Annotated in this window: 14 protein-coding genes; 9 read left to right on the forward strand and 5 right to left on the reverse strand. The window is 59.8% G+C overall.

The genetic code is table 11. From position 1 onward, the window contains the following. Positions 1-358: 358 nt before the first annotated feature. The 3 genes from AC1DD7_RS23970 (at position 359) to AC1DD7_RS23980 (ending at position 3,666) form a co-directional block, all read left to right on the forward strand. Positions 359-1,807 carry an aldehyde dehydrogenase family protein gene (locus tag AC1DD7_RS23970; protein ID WP_477516855.1) on the forward strand — a complete coding sequence of 483 codons (1,449 nt, stop codon included), beginning with the start codon at positions 359-361 and terminating at the stop codon, positions 1,805-1,807. Between the two features lie 18 nt (positions 1,808-1,825). Beyond that, positions 1,826-2,989 carry an alcohol dehydrogenase family protein gene (locus AC1DD7_RS23975; RefSeq protein WP_477516856.1) on the forward strand — a complete coding sequence of 388 codons (1,164 nt, stop codon included), beginning with the start codon at positions 1,826-1,828 and terminating at the stop codon, positions 2,987-2,989. Between the two features lie 227 nt (positions 2,990-3,216). Then, positions 3,217-3,666 carry a hypothetical protein gene (locus AC1DD7_RS23980; RefSeq protein WP_477516857.1) on the forward strand — a complete coding sequence of 150 codons (450 nt, stop codon included), beginning with the start codon at positions 3,217-3,219 and terminating at the stop codon, positions 3,664-3,666. A gap of 12 nt (positions 3,667-3,678) precedes the next feature. On the opposite strand, the gene AC1DD7_RS23985 is transcribed toward AC1DD7_RS23980, so the two are convergent. After that, positions 3,679-4,689, reverse strand: a complete 1,011-nt coding sequence (locus AC1DD7_RS23985) for an APC family permease (protein ID WP_477516878.1) — start codon at positions 4,687-4,689, stop codon at positions 3,679-3,681. Positions 4,690-5,076: 387 nt separating this feature from the next. Here AC1DD7_RS23985 and AC1DD7_RS23990 point away from each other — a divergent pair, with 387 nt between their 5' ends. The 5 genes from AC1DD7_RS23990 (at position 5,077) to AC1DD7_RS24010 (ending at position 12,829) form a co-directional block, all read left to right on the forward strand. Continuing rightward, positions 5,077-7,365, forward strand: a complete 2,289-nt coding sequence (locus AC1DD7_RS23990; RefSeq protein ID WP_477516858.1) for a molybdopterin-dependent oxidoreductase — start codon at positions 5,077-5,079, stop codon at positions 7,363-7,365. A gap of 303 nt (positions 7,366-7,668) precedes the next feature. Further along, positions 7,669-8,481, forward strand: a complete 813-nt coding sequence (locus tag AC1DD7_RS23995; protein ID WP_477516859.1) for an alpha/beta hydrolase — start codon at positions 7,669-7,671, stop codon at positions 8,479-8,481. A gap of 164 nt (positions 8,482-8,645) precedes the next feature. Next, entirely contained in the window at positions 8,646-10,799 is a 2,154-nt protein-coding gene (locus tag AC1DD7_RS24000; protein WP_477516860.1) for an amylo-alpha-1,6-glucosidase, read from the forward strand. Between the two features lie 155 nt (positions 10,800-10,954). Further along, complete coding sequence (locus AC1DD7_RS24005) at positions 10,955-11,956, forward strand: NAD(P)H-dependent flavin oxidoreductase (RefSeq protein WP_477516879.1); 1,002 nt, start codon at positions 10,955-10,957, stop codon at positions 11,954-11,956. An 87-nt stretch (positions 11,957-12,043) separates the two neighbouring features. Beyond that, positions 12,044-12,829, forward strand: a complete 786-nt coding sequence (locus tag AC1DD7_RS24010) for an enoyl-CoA hydratase/isomerase family protein (RefSeq protein WP_477516861.1) — start codon at positions 12,044-12,046, stop codon at positions 12,827-12,829. Between the two features lie 156 nt (positions 12,830-12,985). On the opposite strand, the gene AC1DD7_RS24015 is transcribed toward AC1DD7_RS24010, so the two are convergent. The 4 genes from AC1DD7_RS24015 to AC1DD7_RS24030 are packed head-to-tail and all read right to left on the reverse strand — an operon-like array spanning position 12,986 to position 16,524. Continuing rightward, complete coding sequence (locus tag AC1DD7_RS24015; protein WP_477516862.1) at positions 12,986-14,425, reverse strand: carboxylesterase family protein; 1,440 nt, start codon at positions 14,423-14,425, stop codon at positions 12,986-12,988. Positions 14,426-14,447: 22 nt separating this feature from the next. After that, positions 14,448-15,785, reverse strand: coding sequence for a replication-associated recombination protein A (locus tag AC1DD7_RS24020; protein ID WP_477516863.1), 1,338 nt, complete (start codon positions 15,783-15,785; stop codon positions 14,448-14,450). Then, positions 15,782-16,141, reverse strand: coding sequence for an MmcQ/YjbR family DNA-binding protein (locus AC1DD7_RS24025; protein ID WP_477516864.1), 360 nt, complete (start codon positions 16,139-16,141; stop codon positions 15,782-15,784). Before AC1DD7_RS24025 ends, AC1DD7_RS24020 begins: the two co-directional genes overlap by 4 nt. Continuing rightward, positions 16,141-16,524: an MmcQ/YjbR family DNA-binding protein gene (locus AC1DD7_RS24030; RefSeq protein ID WP_477516865.1), complete on the reverse strand. Its 384-nt coding sequence runs from the start codon at positions 16,522-16,524 to the stop codon at positions 16,141-16,143. The genes AC1DD7_RS24025 and AC1DD7_RS24030 overlap by 1 nt, the downstream gene beginning before the upstream one ends. A 77-nt stretch (positions 16,525-16,601) precedes the next feature. Here AC1DD7_RS24030 and AC1DD7_RS24035 point away from each other — a divergent pair, with 77 nt between their 5' ends. After that, the gene (locus AC1DD7_RS24035) at positions 16,602-17,192 is read left to right on the forward strand and encodes a TetR/AcrR family transcriptional regulator (RefSeq protein WP_477516866.1); all 591 of its coding nucleotides are present in this window, start codon (positions 16,602-16,604) and stop codon (positions 17,190-17,192) included. Positions 17,193-17,449 lie beyond the last annotated feature (257 nt).

A 17,449-nucleotide genomic window follows, 5' to 3' on the forward strand; every position in this document is an offset into this window, starting at 1 on the left:
ACTGTTTTGTCCTCACTTGGTAAATGGCATTCTCGAGCGGCGTCATCCGACGCAAAGCCATGGCCTTACGATTATCTTTCCCCAGATGCCAACGGGATGGGCTAGGGAAGATTACGAAGTGCAGCATGGCAACTTGTGAGCCATGACATGTCAGCGGAACACCGCCCTCCTGGGCGGAGCGCCCGGGAGGGCGGTGTTCCGGATGCCTGCAGGTCGTCGCCACTTTGTGCCACCGCTCACTTTTCTGTGCTCGCATCGGAAAATCTACGAGGCGGCGTCCACCGCGGCAAGCGATGATTGAGCTTGACAGTGACCCAACCTTGGACGACGACCACGACCACTGAGGAGCAACTCGACAATGACCCTGGAAAGCATGGACTTTATGGCCTTTGCGGAAACGTACCTCGCTGATGAGAAAGGTGAAGGCGCTTCGAAGGTATTCAACCCGGCGACCGGCGAAGTAATCGCCAGATTCCCCATAGCGTCTGATTCCGACGTCGATGCTGCCGTGCAGCGAGCTTCGGAGGCGTTCAAGACATGGGGAAGCACGTCCCCTGCTGAGCGCGCGGCCGCGCTGCTTAAGATCGCTGACGCCGTCGAGCAGGAAATCGAGGAGTTCGCGCGGATCGAGAGCCTGAACGTGGGCCTTCCGATCGGAGACGTGCGCGACTTCGTGGTGCCGACTGTCGTGGATGTTCTTCGATTCTTCGCGGGTGCTGCCCGCATCTCTACGGCGCCCGCCGTCGATGAGTACGACAACGAGAGTACCTCATGGGTTCGGCGGGAGCCGCTCGGTGTCGTCGGGCTCATCACGCCCTGGAACTATCCTCTCCTTATGGGAGCTTGGAAGATCGCGCCAGCCCTCGCAGCCGGCAACACAATGCTGCTCAAGCCGGCGACTGTGACACCACTCAGTACCCTCAAGCTTGTAGAGATCGCCAACCGCTTCCTTCCTGAAGGCGTAATCAACCTCATTCTGGGTAGCGGATCGGCCGGCACTGCGATGGCCAAACACCCCGGAATTCGAAAGATCGCGTTCACCGGAGCAACCTCGACCGGCAAGTTTGTGGCGGCAACGGCTGCGGATACCGTCAAAAAGGTGGGCCTGGAGCTTGGCGGTAAGGCTCCGGTGCTGGTGTTTGCGGATAGCCCGATTCGCGAGACGGCCAGGGACCTTGTGACTTTCGGCTATTCCGGCGCTGGCCAGGATTGCACGGCTGCTTGCCGCATCATCGTTGAAGAGTCTGTCTACGAGGAATTCGTCGAGGCGTACTGCAAGGAAGTGAGCGAGCTTGTCCTCGGCGACCCATCCGATCCTGCCACCACGCTGGGACCCGTCATTTCAGAAAAGCAACTAAAGTCCGTCCTCGGGTTCATCGAACGCGCACGGGATGCCGGCAACACGATCAGGCAGGGCGGACGACAGGCAGATCGTCCGGGCTGGTTTATCGAACCGACTGTGATCACCGACGTCAAGCAGACGGACGAGATCGTTCAGAGCGAAGTGTTCGGCCCGGTAGTGAGCATCCAATCGGCAAAAAGCGACGACGAAATGCTGCAGCTCGCGAACGACGTCAATTACGGCCTGTCGGCCAGCGTGTGGACGACCAATCTTGCGCGCACTCTGCGCTTTAGCAAAGAGCTGCGCTTCGGCACGGTCTGGGTCAACCAACACACGCCGAATGTGTCAGAGATGCCATTCGGTGGATACGGTGAGTCGGGCTACGGCCGCGAACTATCGCTGCACGGGCTGGACGAGTACTCCCAGCTGAAGCACGTCATGGTCAAGCCTGGCCTCGACCTTTAGAAGCTGGAGGACTAAGAGATGACAGAGAGAGCAGTGCCCACGATTACGAACATTCCCACAATGATGGCTGCGGTCCAGCTGGTCGGCCACGGCGGTCTCGATCAGCTGGTGTACCGGACCGAGGTGCCGACGCCTGTGGCGGGCCCGGGAGAAGTGCTGGTCAAGGTTGGTGCGTGCGCGCTCAACAATACCGAGATCAACACGCGCACTGGATGGTACGACCGCGTCGTGGAGGAGTCTGTCTCGGAGGAACTTGGACGGTCGGGGCGCGACGACGATGCCGGCGCCACGTGGAATAGCACGAAAATGTCGTTTCCCCGCGTTCAAGGGGCCTCGGTGGCTGGAACGATCGTGGCAGTCGGTGAAGGAGTGGATGAGAGCCGGATCGGTACCCGAATCATCGTCGACCCGTCTGTTCGGGATCCGAAGCTTCCCCGGCGTGCACAGATTGTTGAGTACCTGGGCGGAGACCGGGACGGAGGATTCGCTGAGTATGTGCATGTGCCGTCTGTGAACGCGCATCGCGTGAGCACCGACCTCAGTGACGCTGAGCTCGCCACTTTCCCCTGCTCTTACGACACTGCCGAGGAGATGTTGGCCAGGACCGAGCTGAGCGAGGGCGAGACAGTCGTCGTCACCGGCGCAGCCGGCGGCGTGGGCACTGCGACGATCCAGCTGGCGAAGGCACGTGGTGCCCGTGTTATCGCCATTGCGAGTGCTGGCAAAGAGGCGCGGTTGCGGGAGCTCGGCGTCGACGGATTTGTCGCTCGAGACGTACCGGACCTGGCGGCTGCCGTAGCAGCTGTCATCGGTGAACGTGGTGCCGACGTCGTTATCGATGTTGTCGGGGGGAGCATGTTCGAGAGTTTGCTCCTCATGCTTCGGCGTGGGGGTCGATATGCGACCGCAGGAGCCATCGGTGGACCGGTGAGCCGCATTGACCTTCGGGAGCTCATCTATAAGGATCTGGAGTTGCACGGGATCACTAACCCGACGCCGGAGACGTTTGCGCGTCTTGTCAGTCTCATCGAGGAGGGAAAGATCAAGCCTCTCGTAGAAGAGGTCTTTCCGCTCTCTGAGCTGAGTAAGGCTCAGGAGACGATGCTGAAGAGAACCCATATCGGCAAGATTGTCGTTACGCCCGACGGTTCCATGACTTCGGATTCAAGTACGCAGAACTGAAAACTCGTGAAAGCGCTGGCCGGGACTTGATGGTCCCGGCCAGCGTTTTCCCTTTTCCTGCCATGTATCGGGAACGGTTGTTTCCCAATTCGATGATGGAGGATTTGTTTCCCTCGCGGCAGTGACCAACCACCGGTCCGGCGGCGGTGATCGGATCGGCCCGGTGTGTAAGCCTTGCAGAGCATGACGGACTCGGAAACCGCGGAGCCGCTGACGGAGGATCTGCGGTGGATTCTGAATGGGAGGCCCGGTGCGCAGTAGACGCCACGATGTTGGACGACGCGGTCCGCCGTGTCAACCGTGAAGTCCCCACCGGACAGGCCGCAGTTGCACGCCACACGAAGGCGAATGGATACGCTTGCACGGGCACGCCTGGGATGACCGGGGTCCACAAACGGGCTGATCTCAGCACTGGTTGCGACGCCATGGCGTTGCTGGCAGCGGCCGCCGCAGACTTGCTGGAGGGGGATGCCGCTGATGCGTACCGTGGCTGGACGTGGAGTCGCTACCGCTTACGTGGGCAGGACGCCACGATAACTATCGGCGGAGCCAGCCAGTCGCCCCATCTGACTCTAACAGCGTGGATAAACGACGAGGGCGACGCCCCCTTCCGAAGTGGCGCCGCCGTCGTCAGTACCTGGGGAACGGCAGAATACTGCCGACCGATGCGGCTGTAAATATCAGCATTTTTACGGCGATGGACGCTCGCCGTCACTACGCCCAGGACGAACACACCGACGATAAAGGCCATGAGTCCACCGGCTAGTGCTTCGGAACCTCCAACCAACATGGGGAAGTTTATTGCAGCCATCACCAGGACGCTGTCCAGGCCTACTGCAGCCAGAATCGGGCAAGCAACGGTTGCCCAGGGGCGAGGCGAGCTGGCCGCCGTTACGACGCATATAGGTTCCCACGGACATGTTGCAGACAAAGATGATGACCAGGGCGATGAAACTGGTCATACCAAGTACCGCCGTGTAGAAGACGAGGGGATCCAGCCCGAAAACAACGGCGGCAGCATTGAGAACGAGGGCAGCAGCGCTGGTCATGATTGAGGCGATGTGCGGCGATCCGTGACGCTTATGGACTGAGGCCATCCTCGCAGGCAGGATCTTATCGGCGCTGAGGTTGAAGACGTATCGTGCAGTGATGTTGTGTGCAGCCAGGATCACCGCGACGGTACTTGTAACGACCATCACTGCTGCAAGGGTGGCGAGCAATTCTCCACCAGCGGAGTGAATACTGGCACGGGGGATGACACGGACTGGATTACGTACTTCCTCCCGGAAGGGCACGGTGACCTCGAATCCACCATACATACCGATCGCCAGGAGAACTCCCAGACTGAAGTTTCCGTCAAACCAATGGGCCGGGCTCAGAGGCTCCAAGGAAACGCCAGCACCATTGGCATCTCCATTAATGAAAACCAAGGCGCAGTAGACACCGATGACAGTCAGTTCGGAGAAGAGGAAGATCGTGAGAACCTTAGCTGACAACTCGACCTTGAAATAGCTGAGGACCGCTGAACCTAGCCAAAAGCAGGCCGCCCAGGCATACCAGGGAAGCTCCGGACCATGCAGAGTGTTTGTAATGAGTTCTCCCGCTACGATGCCAGCGAACGAGAAGGTGCTGGCGTAGACGCAGAAATAAGCGAGCAAAACGACATAACCGGACCCCAGGCCTACATGGCGGGGGTCGATTGGGTGGACCGCTCAGCGGCCGCCGGAATCGTCAAATCCATTCGATTTCCATTCTTGGTTCACGCTTCGGTACCTGATTTCGGAACCGCCGCTCCAGGCGTCGTTTGCACACACAGAGTTCAGCGATATGACAGATATTGGCCCCACGACTACGCCTCCGGAAACTGGCCAACTCACCAAGGTTGGTCGATGGCTTCGTTCCTGTTCCAGCCATGCCTGGGCGTTGGGTTGGAGTTCCCCCGAGCACACGAACCGGCTCTCGGCTCTACTCCAATGTTCACCACCCCGTTTCTGGCCCTAGCCTGTTTACAAAGTGGTCTGGTACGTCTGACGATGTAAACGGGATCCAGATCGACGTACGGGACACGACGCAAGGGGACCCAAAGCATGGGCACGCATTTGACACACTGGGGAGCCTTCGAAGCTGAGAGCGACGGAACGTCTCTAAAGTCCGTCAAACCATGGTCTGGAGATCCGGACCCCAGAGACATTCTCGATAATGTGGCCTCAGCGCAACATCATCCAACTCGCGTGCTGCGCCCGGCCGTTCGTTCAGGATGGCTGGAGCACGGACCGGGGAGTGGATCAGGACGTGGTTCTGAGCCATTCGTGGAGGTGTCTTGGGAACGGGCCATAGAGCTGGTAAGTGCGGAACTCAGCCGGGTCTACGAGGTATACGGCCCCACGGCCGTATACGGCTGCTCATATGGATGGGCCAGCGCCGGCCGTTTCCATCACACCCAAAGCCAAATCCACAGATTCCTGAACTCCCTCGGCGGATATGTCGCAGGTGTGACCGACTACAGTTACGGGGCCTCCGGCGTCCTGCTTCCGCACGTCATCGCTCCCCCAGTTGAAATTATGGCGAAGGCAACATCTTGGGACGTGGTCAGCCAGAACACAGAGCTGTTCGTTGCTTTTGGCGGATTGTCAGAAAAAAACAGCGGAATAGGCCCAGGTGGAATTGGTCGGCACGTCGCTCGCAACGCAATTAAGGACGCAGTTGCGCGCGGCTGCCGCTTCGTCGATGTATCACCAATCGCAGATGATACTTACAGGGAAGCCCAAGCCGAATGGATCGCCCCCATTCCCGGCAGTGACGCCGCCTTGATGCTGGCATTGGCCTTCGTTCTGGATTCAGAGAACCTCGCTGACTCGGAATTCCTGGACCGATATTGCGTTGGGGCGAACAAATTCTTGTCCTACGTACGCGGTGAAATTGACGGAACGCCCAAGAATCCTCAATGGGCAGAAAAGTTGACGTCGATACCGGCTGAGCGAATCGTTCGGCTTGCGCGCGAGATGGCAGCCTCGCGGACGATGATTAACATCAGTTGGTCGATGCAGCGGCAACAGCATGGCGAGCAACCTGTTTGGCTCGGTGTGACACTGGCAGCCATGCTGGGCCAGATAGGCCTGCCTGGCGGTGGTTTCCAGCATGGGTACGGCTCTTCTGCGGACGTCGGATTGCCATTGCGGGTCTCGAGCGCCCCGTCCTTTCCCCAGGGGCGAAACGAAGAACCGTCCTATATCCCGGTAGCTCGGATCTCAGACATGTTGCTCGAACCGGGCAGCCAGATCGACTTCAATGGCAACCGTCTGACTTTGCCGAAAATCGAATTGATCTATTGGGCCGGCGGCAACCCCTTCCATCATCACCAAGACCTTGCCAAATTCCGTAAAGCATGGTCAAAGCCGGCAACGGTCATCGTCAATGAACAGTTCTGGACGAGTACCGCACGGCACGCCGATATAGTACTGCCTGCAACCATGACGTTTGAGCGAAACGATTACGGGGCCGGCCGTAACGACCCTACGTTCTTTCCCATGCACGCTCTGACGGCGCCCGCTGGAGAAGCACGCGATGATTTCGATATTTTCGCCGCTGTGGCGGAAAAGATGGGACGGGGTGAAGTTTTCACCGAAAACCGGGACACTATGGGCTGGCTTCGCCATCTATACGACGGGTGGCAGAAGAGGCTCGCTGACAAGGGAACAGTCGTCGTGGATTTCGACACATTTTGGGCGAGCGAGAAGATTGAGATCCCCGTGATAAAACCGGATCAGGTTCTTTTTTCCGAGTTCCGGCGCGATCCAATTGGGAATCCACTGGCCACCCCCAGCGGCAAGATTGAGATTTTTTCCTCGAAGATCGAAAGTTTCGGCTACCCTGATTGCCCCGGTCATCCCGTTTGGATTGAGCCCGACGAATGGCTTGGATCAGCTGGCGATTACAAGCTGCACCTGATAGCGAATCAACCTAAGACCAAACTACACAGCCAGCTGGATATAGGGGCCACCAGCCAAAAGTCTAAAATACAGGGACGCGAGCCCCTTCGAATGAATCCTGAAGATGCCGCTGCCCGGGGACTTTCGGACGGTCAGGTTGTCTTGGTTCGAAACGACCGGGGAAGGTGCCTGGCCGGCCTGGTGACTTCCGCTGCGATCCGTCCGGGCGTTGTCCAGCTTTCAGCAGGGGCCTGGTACGACCCCGATCCCGATGATCCATCGTTCTGCCGCCACGGCAATCCCAATGTGCTGACATCCGACAGGCCGTCCTCAAGTCTTTCACAGGCCACTACTGCCCAGCACGCGCTCGTTGAAGTTGAAGCATGGTCAGGCGATATTCCTGAACTGGATGTGCTTACACCGCCCGTCTTGGTGCCTGAGCAGTAGCATGCTGGCTCATTGCGCTCAGCTCTGCGCGGGGTTCATTCCTGCACCCGATCACTCGTACCGCATTCGGCCCTAAGAAACGGATTGTCAATGTCAGTTCAACCCTCTGCCGTCGGTCCCCTCCCTCCCTACGATCCAGAAATCGCACCGTTCGTCGCCAGCATTCCAAGCCACGAAGACCAACGGGCCGCGCTCGAAGCGATGATTCAGCAGAGGGAATTAGTTCTAGGGGAAGATCAGATTACTCGTAATGGAACGTTCACCGCTCGCACGAAGGTCATACAGGGCCGGCAGGGACGCTCCGTGACCCTGCATGTCATACGTCCGGCACGCCAGCCGACACGTGGTGCCATCGTCTGGTTGCATAGCGGCGGGATGGTTTCCGGGTCGGCTCTCTCACTGGATCTTCCCCAAATTTTGGACATCGCAGAAGATCAGTCCTTACTCGTCGTTGCAGTGGAATACGGCCGGGCACCCGAAAACCCCGCCCCAGCCGGGATGCTGGATTCCCTTGATGCTTTTAGATGGGTCGCAGCCCATGCAGACGAACTCAACTATCCACGGAACGCCCTGTTCCTGCATGGACTCAGCGGCGGTGCTGGTCTCGCCGCTGCAGTAGCGTTTGAAGCGCGGGCAGCCGCCCTGGACTATGCCGGCTTGGTCATCGACGGGGCCATGATTGACGATCGGATGCGCTCGCTCTCCTATCAACAACTGGACAGCAGTTCTGAAGCCCTCGCCAGCATGTACCGCGTGATGTGGAACGCCGTGCTGGGAAAAGCCTCCCCCTCGATACTTGCGGACTATCCGCACCTCGCTCTTGGCCGACTGGTCGACGAAGATTTCTCCGGCTTCCCACCCGTATTTCTCATGTGCGGCACTAGTGATGCCTTCCGAGACGACACAACTGCTTTGGCCCAGGCAATCTGGCGTTCCGGTGGCACAGCAGACCTGCACCAATGGGCGGGCACAATACATGGTTCCGATCTGATGGTGCCCGAAGCCCACGTCTCCAAGGAATCGGCAGCCGTCCGGAGAGGGTGGTACGACAGGAGAATGACGAGAATCGAACAAGATGCTAAACGGTCGCTGGACGAGAAAGTTCAGGCCCTCTGAGCGGCTCGTACCCCTCCTGAATCCACCAAAGTTACTCGTTTCCGGTCTCCACGCTCTGGCCTATAAGCACAGGCGAGAGTAGCGTCCATTTCGAGGAAATGTTCACTTGAGACGTGTAGCGCATCGGTGGCTAAACAGCGCTAGCCTCTACTCGGAGGGCTGGAATGTCCGGTTGGAATGTTGATAACGCTGCGGGGCCTCTGGGTGCAGGCACGGTAACCCTGGTTGAGGGTTCGTCTTTCTGTATCTCCTTGGCGAATGGTGACATCCATCCTGAGCATCCGCATGGTCTTTTCGTCCAAGACACTCGTATCCTGTCGCACTGGGGTTTGTCCGTAGACGGCCAGCTCGTAGAAGAGTTGGGAGCTGAAACGAAGGAGCCGTATCGCGCGCTATTTGCTGGGCGGGTACCCGGCCTTAGCGGACGTGCCGATAGCCCCCTTATTGTGGAGCGGCTGCGCGAAGTAGGGTCAGGAATCCACGAACAGATCACTGTTCGGAACTACTCGCCGGCGAGTGCGGACTGCCTGGTTTCGCTTAGAGTTGCGGCCGATTTCGCTGATCTTTTCGAAGTGAAGGAGGCCCGAATCAAAAGGCGCTGGGACCAAACCCGCCAGAACCGGGGCGATGAGCTGATCATTCAAGCCACCTGGCAAGATGTCCGAAAGGGCGTTGTTATTCGTGCCCCGGGAGCACAGGTTACGCCCGAAACACTGACATACAGGGTGACCATCCCACCGCACGGCCGGTGGAGCACAACCCTGACGGTGATGCCCGAAACCCAGGGCGACAGTCGTCCACCGTCTTTCGTTCACGCCGACGGCGAACTCTCCCCCAGTGACCAGCGCCGACAACAGTGGGTGGCCAAGATTCCGGTCCTGCAGATGGGGAACCGGTCGATTGAGAGGACTATGCGGCGTAGCTATGATGATCTGGGTGCACTCAGGATCGAAGACCCCAATCACCCGGACCGGGTTGTCGTGGCCGCCGGTGCGCCGTGGTTCATGACCCTTTTTGGCCGGGACTCACTATGGGCTTCGGAGATGTCGCTTCCAATTGATCCCTCCTTAGCGCTGGGCACATTGCAAACGCTTGCCGACCGTCAGGGACGCATAGTGGATCCAATTAGCGAAGAAGAACCCGGCAAGATTTTGCACGAGGTCAGGTTGGATGTCTCAAGCGCACTGGCGCTGGGAGGAAAAGCCACCTATTACGGCAGCGTTGATGCGACCCCTTTGTTCGTCATGGTTCTCGGATCGGTTAGTCGCTGGGGATTTGCAGCGGACACCATTGCCGCTCTGCTGCCTCATGCAGACCGCGCGCTGGAATGGATTCAGAAATACGGGGACAAAGACGGCGACGGTTTCGTCGAATATGAGCGCCTGAACAATCGGGGGTTGATTAATCAGGGCTGGAAGGATTCCTGGGACGGTATTAATTTCGCGAATGGAAGTATGCCCGAGCCACCGATAGCCCTGTGTGAGGTGCAGGCGTATGTCTACGGAGCCTACGCGGCCCGCGCCTGGATGGCTTATGACGCCGGCGACGATGCCCTGGGGAACGAGTATGCCGATCTTATGGTGCAGTTAAAGAAGCGCTTCAACGAGGAATTCTGGATGCCGGAACGTGGCTATTACGCCGTGGCCTTGGACGGCAAGAAGCGCCAGGTCGACGCTTGCGCTTCCAACATGGGTCACTGCCTATGGCTCGGACTTGTGGATGAGGACAAGGCGCCGTCGGTGGTGAAGCACCTCATGTCCCCCGAAATGTTCAGCGGATGGGGCGTCCGAACCTTGGCCACGGACATGGGCGCCTATAACCCCGCCAGCTATCACAACGGTTCCGTATGGCCCCATGACAACGCCATTATTGCAGCCGGACTGCTGCGATATGGGTTTGTGGACGAGGCTCAACGGATCTCGACCGCCCTGCTGGAGGCCGCCGAGTTTTCCGGTGGCCGCCTCCCTGAATTATTTTGCGGGTTCAGCCGGGAACAATTCGCCGTACCCCTGCCCTATCCGACCGCATGTTCACCCCAGGCCTGGGCATCAACAACGCCCATATTGCTGGTGACAGGCCTGATGCGGTACGACGCACACGTTTCTCAAAGCGGCGTGTGGATGGACCCAGTCCTCCCCGCGTCTTTTGGCGATGTCCACATCACAAACGCTCCCATGGCTGGCGGACGGATAACAATCGATATCTCAAACTCCATCCCATCCGTCGAGGGGTTACCCAAAGGCTTGACTTTTCATCGCGGGCACAGGCCGTGGATCACTGAGCTGGTAGACCAAGCCGATCAGCGCCGAAGGGGCTAACACCGACGGGCAACAAGCCAGATGTTCACGCACGTTGGTAGAAACTTACTTTGTGACACACAACTATGTTACTGTTGGGCCATCGTTATTTTTCGGTGGGTGGCGACCTGAAACCGCCGACCAAGTCTCCAAGACTAAAGAGCAGAGGGCACAACATGTCATTGGATCCAGCACAACGTAACTCGCTCGTTCTGCCAGTTGTGTGCGCACCTATGGCAGGGGTGTCCGGGCCCGACTTGGTCCGCGAAGCGTGCAAATCGGGAATCATGGGCGTTTTGCCCCGACACAACGCCGCAGACCTCGCACAATTTGGGGACTGGCTCCGCCAGATCCGCCGCGACCTTGACGAGCATCACGAGTTGTATCCCTCCGCGATCATCGGTCCCCTTGCAGTAAATTTTTCTCGTCGCAGGACCGCTGATGAAATGAAAGAAGACCTTGATCTCTGCGCTCGGTATGGTGTGGACGTTATCGTCAGTGCGATGGGCGATCCGACCGAACTCACCCGAGTTGTCCAGGGATGGGGTGGCAAGGTCTTTCACGATGTCACGAGCATGCGCTTCGCTGAGAAGGCGATCTCCGCCGGCGTCGACGGTCTGACTTGTATCGTCGGCGGAGGAGGTGGCCACTCGGGGTTACTCAGCCCATTCGTCTTTATTCCGCAGGTGCGGAGTATGTTCGATGGCACAGTTCTCTTAGCCGGGACCATTTCAACCGGCGCCGCGATCAGGTCCGCAGAGATCCTCGGGGCCGATCTTGCCTACCTGGGAACTCGGTTCATTGCGACGAAAGAGGCGAATGTTGCCCCCGCCTATCGGCGGATGCTTGTGGAGGCGAGATCGACTGATCTGATCTACACGAGCAGCGTAACTGCCGTTCCGGCCAATTGGTTGAGGCCCTCGCTCACCTCAATTGGCTTGGATCCTGAGGATCTTCCGGTCTCATCCGGCCGCGGCAATTATGATCATCTGCCGCCCAAGACTCGACCATGGCGTGACATCTGGAGTGCCGGCCAGGGCATCGACCTCATCGACGATGTTCCTTCAGTATCGGACCTGGTTCAACGCCTACGTATTGAGTACGGCGCTGCTTGCCAGATTCCCGAATTTCGCCCGTTCCACGAGAACTGTGATAGCAGCGATGCTGTTGACGCCTAGCAATTTGGAAGCTGTGACGGGGCGACAAACCCACGTCGGCTTGCACCACCTCGTGGTGGGCCCCCGCTCCTTACTGGGAGTGCCGACATGACAGAGCTCAGGATTGACCGCCCTGCACCGGGGGTACTCCGCTGTCGGCTGGACGGACCGGACACTTTGAACGCGCTTGATGATCCAGTCAAGCGTGCCTTGGTGGAGCAGATTGTCCGGTCAGGAGCTGAACCTGAGGTGCGGGTGCTGATGTTGACGGGTGCTGGCCGTGCGTTTTGTTCCGGTGGCGATATTCAAGGCATGGGGCAACGCACTCCGGCTGAGATGAATCAAGTGCTGACTTACGGCCGCCAGATTACCGAAGGCCTGTACAACCTCCAGAAGCCGGTCGTGGCCGCCGTGAACGGCATTGCTTCGGGTGCTGGTTTCAACCTTGCCCTTGCCTGTGACCTCATCTTGGCCGCTCCGCAAGCCTGGTTCCAACAGTCTTTCGTGAAAATGGGTCTCATGCCGGACATGGGGGGAACTTATCTTCTCGCCCAATCCATCGGCCTGCACCGTGCCAAGGAGGCGGTGCTAAACATGCGCAGGTTCTCCGCGCATGAAGGCAAACAGCTGGGGTTCGTTGCCGAGGTTCTGGAGGGCGAGTCTTTTGACAACCAAGCCGTGGCCTACTGTGCTGCGCTTTCCCGACGGGCCCCTCTGGCCCTCGGACTGACAAAGTTCCTTACCAACCGCTCTGTGGACGGCACCCTCCGAGATGCACTGGACCGTGAGGGCCTTGCGCAGGGAGTCCTGGCTGCCACTGAGGACCACAAGCGTGCCGTTGCCGCTTTTCATAGCAAAGAAGATCTTGACGCCATCGAGTTCACCGGTAAATGAATCAACGCACTGATCCCCGTCTTTACGACAAATAGCACATGCTGAACTGGTCACGCCGCGGAACAGGGTCATTCATGCTGTCCTGGGTATTTCGGTGAGGCGCCGCTCGGTGACATTCCAGAACTCATCCTAAAGATCCGAATCCGTTGGCAGTGGTTACGGGCGATCGACGTCCCTGAAGATCTCGAGCACGTTCTTGGCGTGGGTGGTGGCGTCGTAGGGCATGTTGCCGATGCCCTTCGTGGCGGGTGTGCCGGTCACGGGTTCCCACAATTGGTCAGTTTTGCCTGATGCAAGGGCGAGGAGGGCGTCCCGAACGAAGGTGTCGCGGAGTACCTGCTCGTCGCTGGCGTCAGGTCGGATCTGACCAACGATGCCGTACATTTCCGTGCCGTGGACGGCATGCGCACCTTCCACAGGACCGACGGAGAGCAGATGTGCGCTTCCTCCAGCCGCGGCGTGCGCGAGCGCGCCACGGACCTGAGGCAGGGTGAAGGAGAAGTCGGTGAGCAATGCGCCGCGGGCCTCGACCGGGGTGCGCCCTTCGACGTCGTACGCAGCGATGATTTTTCGGGCGCGGCTGCGTGGGATGCGGTTCCGGGTGGCGAATTCCTCGGCGAGGTCGCTGATGCTGCCGGGGTCGAACTCGTCCGTCTTGTGCTGGACCCACCAGTCGGTCTCGTGAGTGGTGCTGCTGAACAATATGTCGACGTCTCGGTGGCGTCCGGACTCGAGGGCTCTCAGGGGATGATCGGCGATGACGCCGCCGGGCTGAGTGCTGTCATCGACGATTGCGATGACGTTGTTGTCGATGCCGTGCCGTGCACCAGGGTCTGACAATTGCGTTTTGCTCATCGTCTCGGCGAGCAGCTTCGCGTCCACGTTCAGGAGCTGTTCGGGATCGTTCTGAATTCCCAGCTCGGTGAGGACTTCCAGCGCGCGCTCTTCCGCTCCCCAGGCCGGCACCAGGCGTGATGGCATGCCGGAGAACGCGGCGATGTGGTGGCAGAGGCCGTTGGCTGATGGCGCGGCAAGAAGGCCGAGGGCGGAGAAGGCGCCGGCGCTGTGGCCGGTGACGGTGACGTTCTCCGGGTTCCCGCCGAATCGGGCGATGTTCTCCTGCACCCATCCCAGCGCGGTGATGATGTCCTGCAGGCCAAGGTTCGTGGCCTCCTCGAGTGCACCGCCATAGTGGGAGAGGGAGAGCCAGCCGAACGGGCCGAGCCGGTAGTTGATCGAGACGCCGATTGCCCGACCGGTCGCGGCCAGGCCTGATGCGTTCGAGGTGGTCTGGGTGTTCGCCCCAAGCTCCCACCCGCCACCGAAGATGTAAACGACCACAGGGAGTGGCTCGTCACCAGCGTTTTCGGGTGCCCAGACGTTGAGGTTCAGGCAGTCCTCACTGAACCCGTTGTCGGCTTCGAGCCAGCTGGTGTCTCCGGCTTGAAGCGGTGCGGGCCCCTTCTGGTCGTAGGGGAGGTCCGGGTTGAAGGGCAGCAGGGTGGGTCGGCGGAACCGTTCAGCGGTGGCGTAGGGAATGCCCAGCCAGGACCGAACTGCGTGTTGGTTGGTAGAGGTGCCTCTGGTGTCGGTCACAGGTGAAGTCCTTTCTAAAAGCTCAGTCAGTTTCGGGGGTAATGGAGTTGTTGTGGATAGACGCGTTTGGGCCAGCGGTCCGCAGTTGTTCCCAGTGGTGGAGTCGTTCGCTGATGGCGCGTTCGTATCCGTTGGTTGTGGGTTCGTAGAAGGTCTGTCGGGGCATGTCGTCGGGGAAGTAGTCGGCGCCGGAGAATCCGGTGTCGGTGTCGGGGTCGTATTGGTAGCCCTTGCCGTAGCCGAGGTCCTTCATCAGCCGGGTGGGGGCATTGAGGATGTGCGCTGGCGGCATCAGCGACCCGGTTCCTCGTGCTGCGGCGCTGGCCCTGTTGAAGCCGCGGTACACTCCGATCGACTTGGGCGCTGTTGCGAGGTAGAGCACGGCTTGGGCGATCGCGAGTTCGCCTTCCGGGGAACCGAGACGTTCATAAACGTCCCAGGCGGCGAGGGCCTGCTGTACCGCGTTGGGGTCGGCCATGCCGATGTCTTCGGTGGCGAAGCGTGTAAGGCGGCGGGCGATGAACAACGGGTCCTCGCCGCCGTCGAGCATTCGGGCCAACCAGTACAGGGCCGCGTCCGGGTCCGAGCCGCGCATCGACTTGTGGAGCGCCGAGATGAGGTTGTAGTGGCCTTCCTGCGCCTTGTCGTATAGCGGCGCGCGCTTCTGCACCGCGGCCGCTAGGGTTGTCGGATCCACGGGCGCGGGCAGCGATTGGATCTGTTCGATCATGTTCAGCAGGTACCTGCCGTCTCCATCTGCCATGGCGATGAGCGCCTGCCGGGCGTTCTCGTCCAGGGGCAGTGGTGCACCGAGTATGTCTTCGGCGCGGTTGATGAGGGCGTGGAGCGCCACGTCGTCGAGGCGTTTCAGGACGAATACCTGGCAGCGGGACAGCAGTGCGCCGTTGAGTTCGAAGCTGGGGTTTTCGGTGGTTGCGCCGACGAGGACAATTGTGCCGTCTTCGACGTAGGGCAGGAAAGAGTCCTGTTGGGCACGGTTGAAGCGGTGGATCTCGTCGACGAAGAGCAGTGTTCCCTGCCCGATCTCCCGGCGGCGCTGGGCTGCTTGGAACACCTTGCGAAGGTCCGCGACACCCGAGAAGGTGGCGGACAGCGGTTCGAACGCCAGGTTGGTTTGCTCTGCGAGGAGGCGGGCGATGGTGGTCTTCCCGCAGCCAGGTGGCCCCCACAGGATCATCGACACCAGTCGTTGAGCGCCGACCATGCGCCCGATCGGGGCATCTGCTGCAAGGAGGTGGTCCTGGCCGAGGACGTCCTGCAGTGTGCGCGGGCGCAGCCGATCGGCGAGGGGCCGTGAGGAATCGTCCATGTCGAACAGCGACATCGGTTGCTCGCTCACGATCGCTCCTCCGCTTGGCGGCCGGAGGCGAGGTCGTAGGAGTCCTGCACCAGGGTTTCAACGAGCCGCTTCGTCACACCTGGGCCTGGGCCGACGGAGATCCAGTGCTGTTTGTCGAGGTACTGACCGGGAGTGATCGTGTCGTGGTCGCGGCGGAGCGCGTCGCCGTGATGCGGGTCGACCTTGACAGTGATGATCTGCTGTTCGGGGTTGTCGTCGGTGATGATGAGGAACACCTTGCCACGCACCTTCCACACGTCGAGGTGGGGCGTGAACGGCCGCCCATTGCTGACATCGCCCAGTGCGGCCGCGGTGTTACGGGCAGCCTGTTGCAGCCGGTCACCGGAGAGGGTCATCAGCCTGTCCTGCCAAACAGGACGGGGTCTACGGGGCGCTTCGCCTTGGGCAGATTTTCGACGACGAGCAGGTAAGACTCGGTAACCAGCTCATCAACGAGGGTCTCCGTCAGGGTTCCGCCGGGGTGCAGCGTGATCCAGTGTTCCTTGTTCATGTGATAGCCGGGGGTGATGTCACCGTATTCCTCGCGAAGTGATTTTCCATCTTCAGGGTCGGCCTTGACGATCACGATGGGTTGTCCCGTGACCTCGGTCATCAACATGAAGACCTTCTCCCCCACCTTGAACACGTCCCAGTCGGGCCCGAACGGATGCTCGAGTCCGGCGCCCGGCAGCTCTTCGACGCGGTCCCTGGCGCGCTGTTGCAGCATGTCACCGTGCATGTGTTCCTCCTTCGTCGCCTTTCATCCAGTCGAAGTGTGTACCATTGTACGCACTTGGTCTGACAAAGGAGGAACCGGTGCGAAAGGGCAAACCGAACGATCCAGAGCGCCGGGCGCGAATCCTGCGCGCAGCCCTTGAAATCATTGGCACGGAAGGGGTTCACGCCGCCTCGTATCGGCGTATTGCCGCGCAAGCTGGTGTGCCGCTGGGGTCCACAACGTACTACTTCTCCGATCTGGAGGCCCTGATCGTCAGTGCGTTCGAGACACTCCGGGATGGCCTGGAGCCCCGATACGCGGCCCCGCTGCGCGCCGCCCAGAACAATGCCGAAGCAGTCGAGGTGCTCGTTGACGCCACGTGCGGCACGACAAGCCCGACCCTCGATGACATCCGGCTCTACGAGGAGATGCGCCACTACGGAGCACGAAGCTCTCAGGTGGCGGACCTCCTCCGCGACTTCCAGGAAGAATCCCTTGTGATCCTCCGCCGCTCCTTCTCCGACGGTTCCGCCCGAGCCGTCGACGCTCTCTTGTGGGGGTGGTGGAGTTATCGCCTCTTCCACGAAGACCTGCCGCTTGACCAGAACATGGTCCGCCGCGCGTACCAAGCACTCGTCAACCTCCCCGTTAACGAACCCAGAGCAGCCCAGGAGCGCTACCGTGACTAAAACCATGCGCGCTATCCCATCGAAGCCGTCGATGCCGTCGGCGACGGCGTCGAGCTTCGCCCAGGGCTAAAAATCACCAGATGATGGGATGACAATGAACCATGGGTCGGCCGTTCGATCTCCGGAAGCCACAACCGAAGCCCATCCTCAGGGCACCAAACAAGAGGTGAATTTAGCTCGGCACGGTTGCTTGGATCGGAGGCGATACAAGCTTGCAAGTATTTCGTTGGCGAATGTCTTATGGATCACCGTGAAGA

The organism is Paenarthrobacter sp. 10L412, assembly GCF_056395565.1.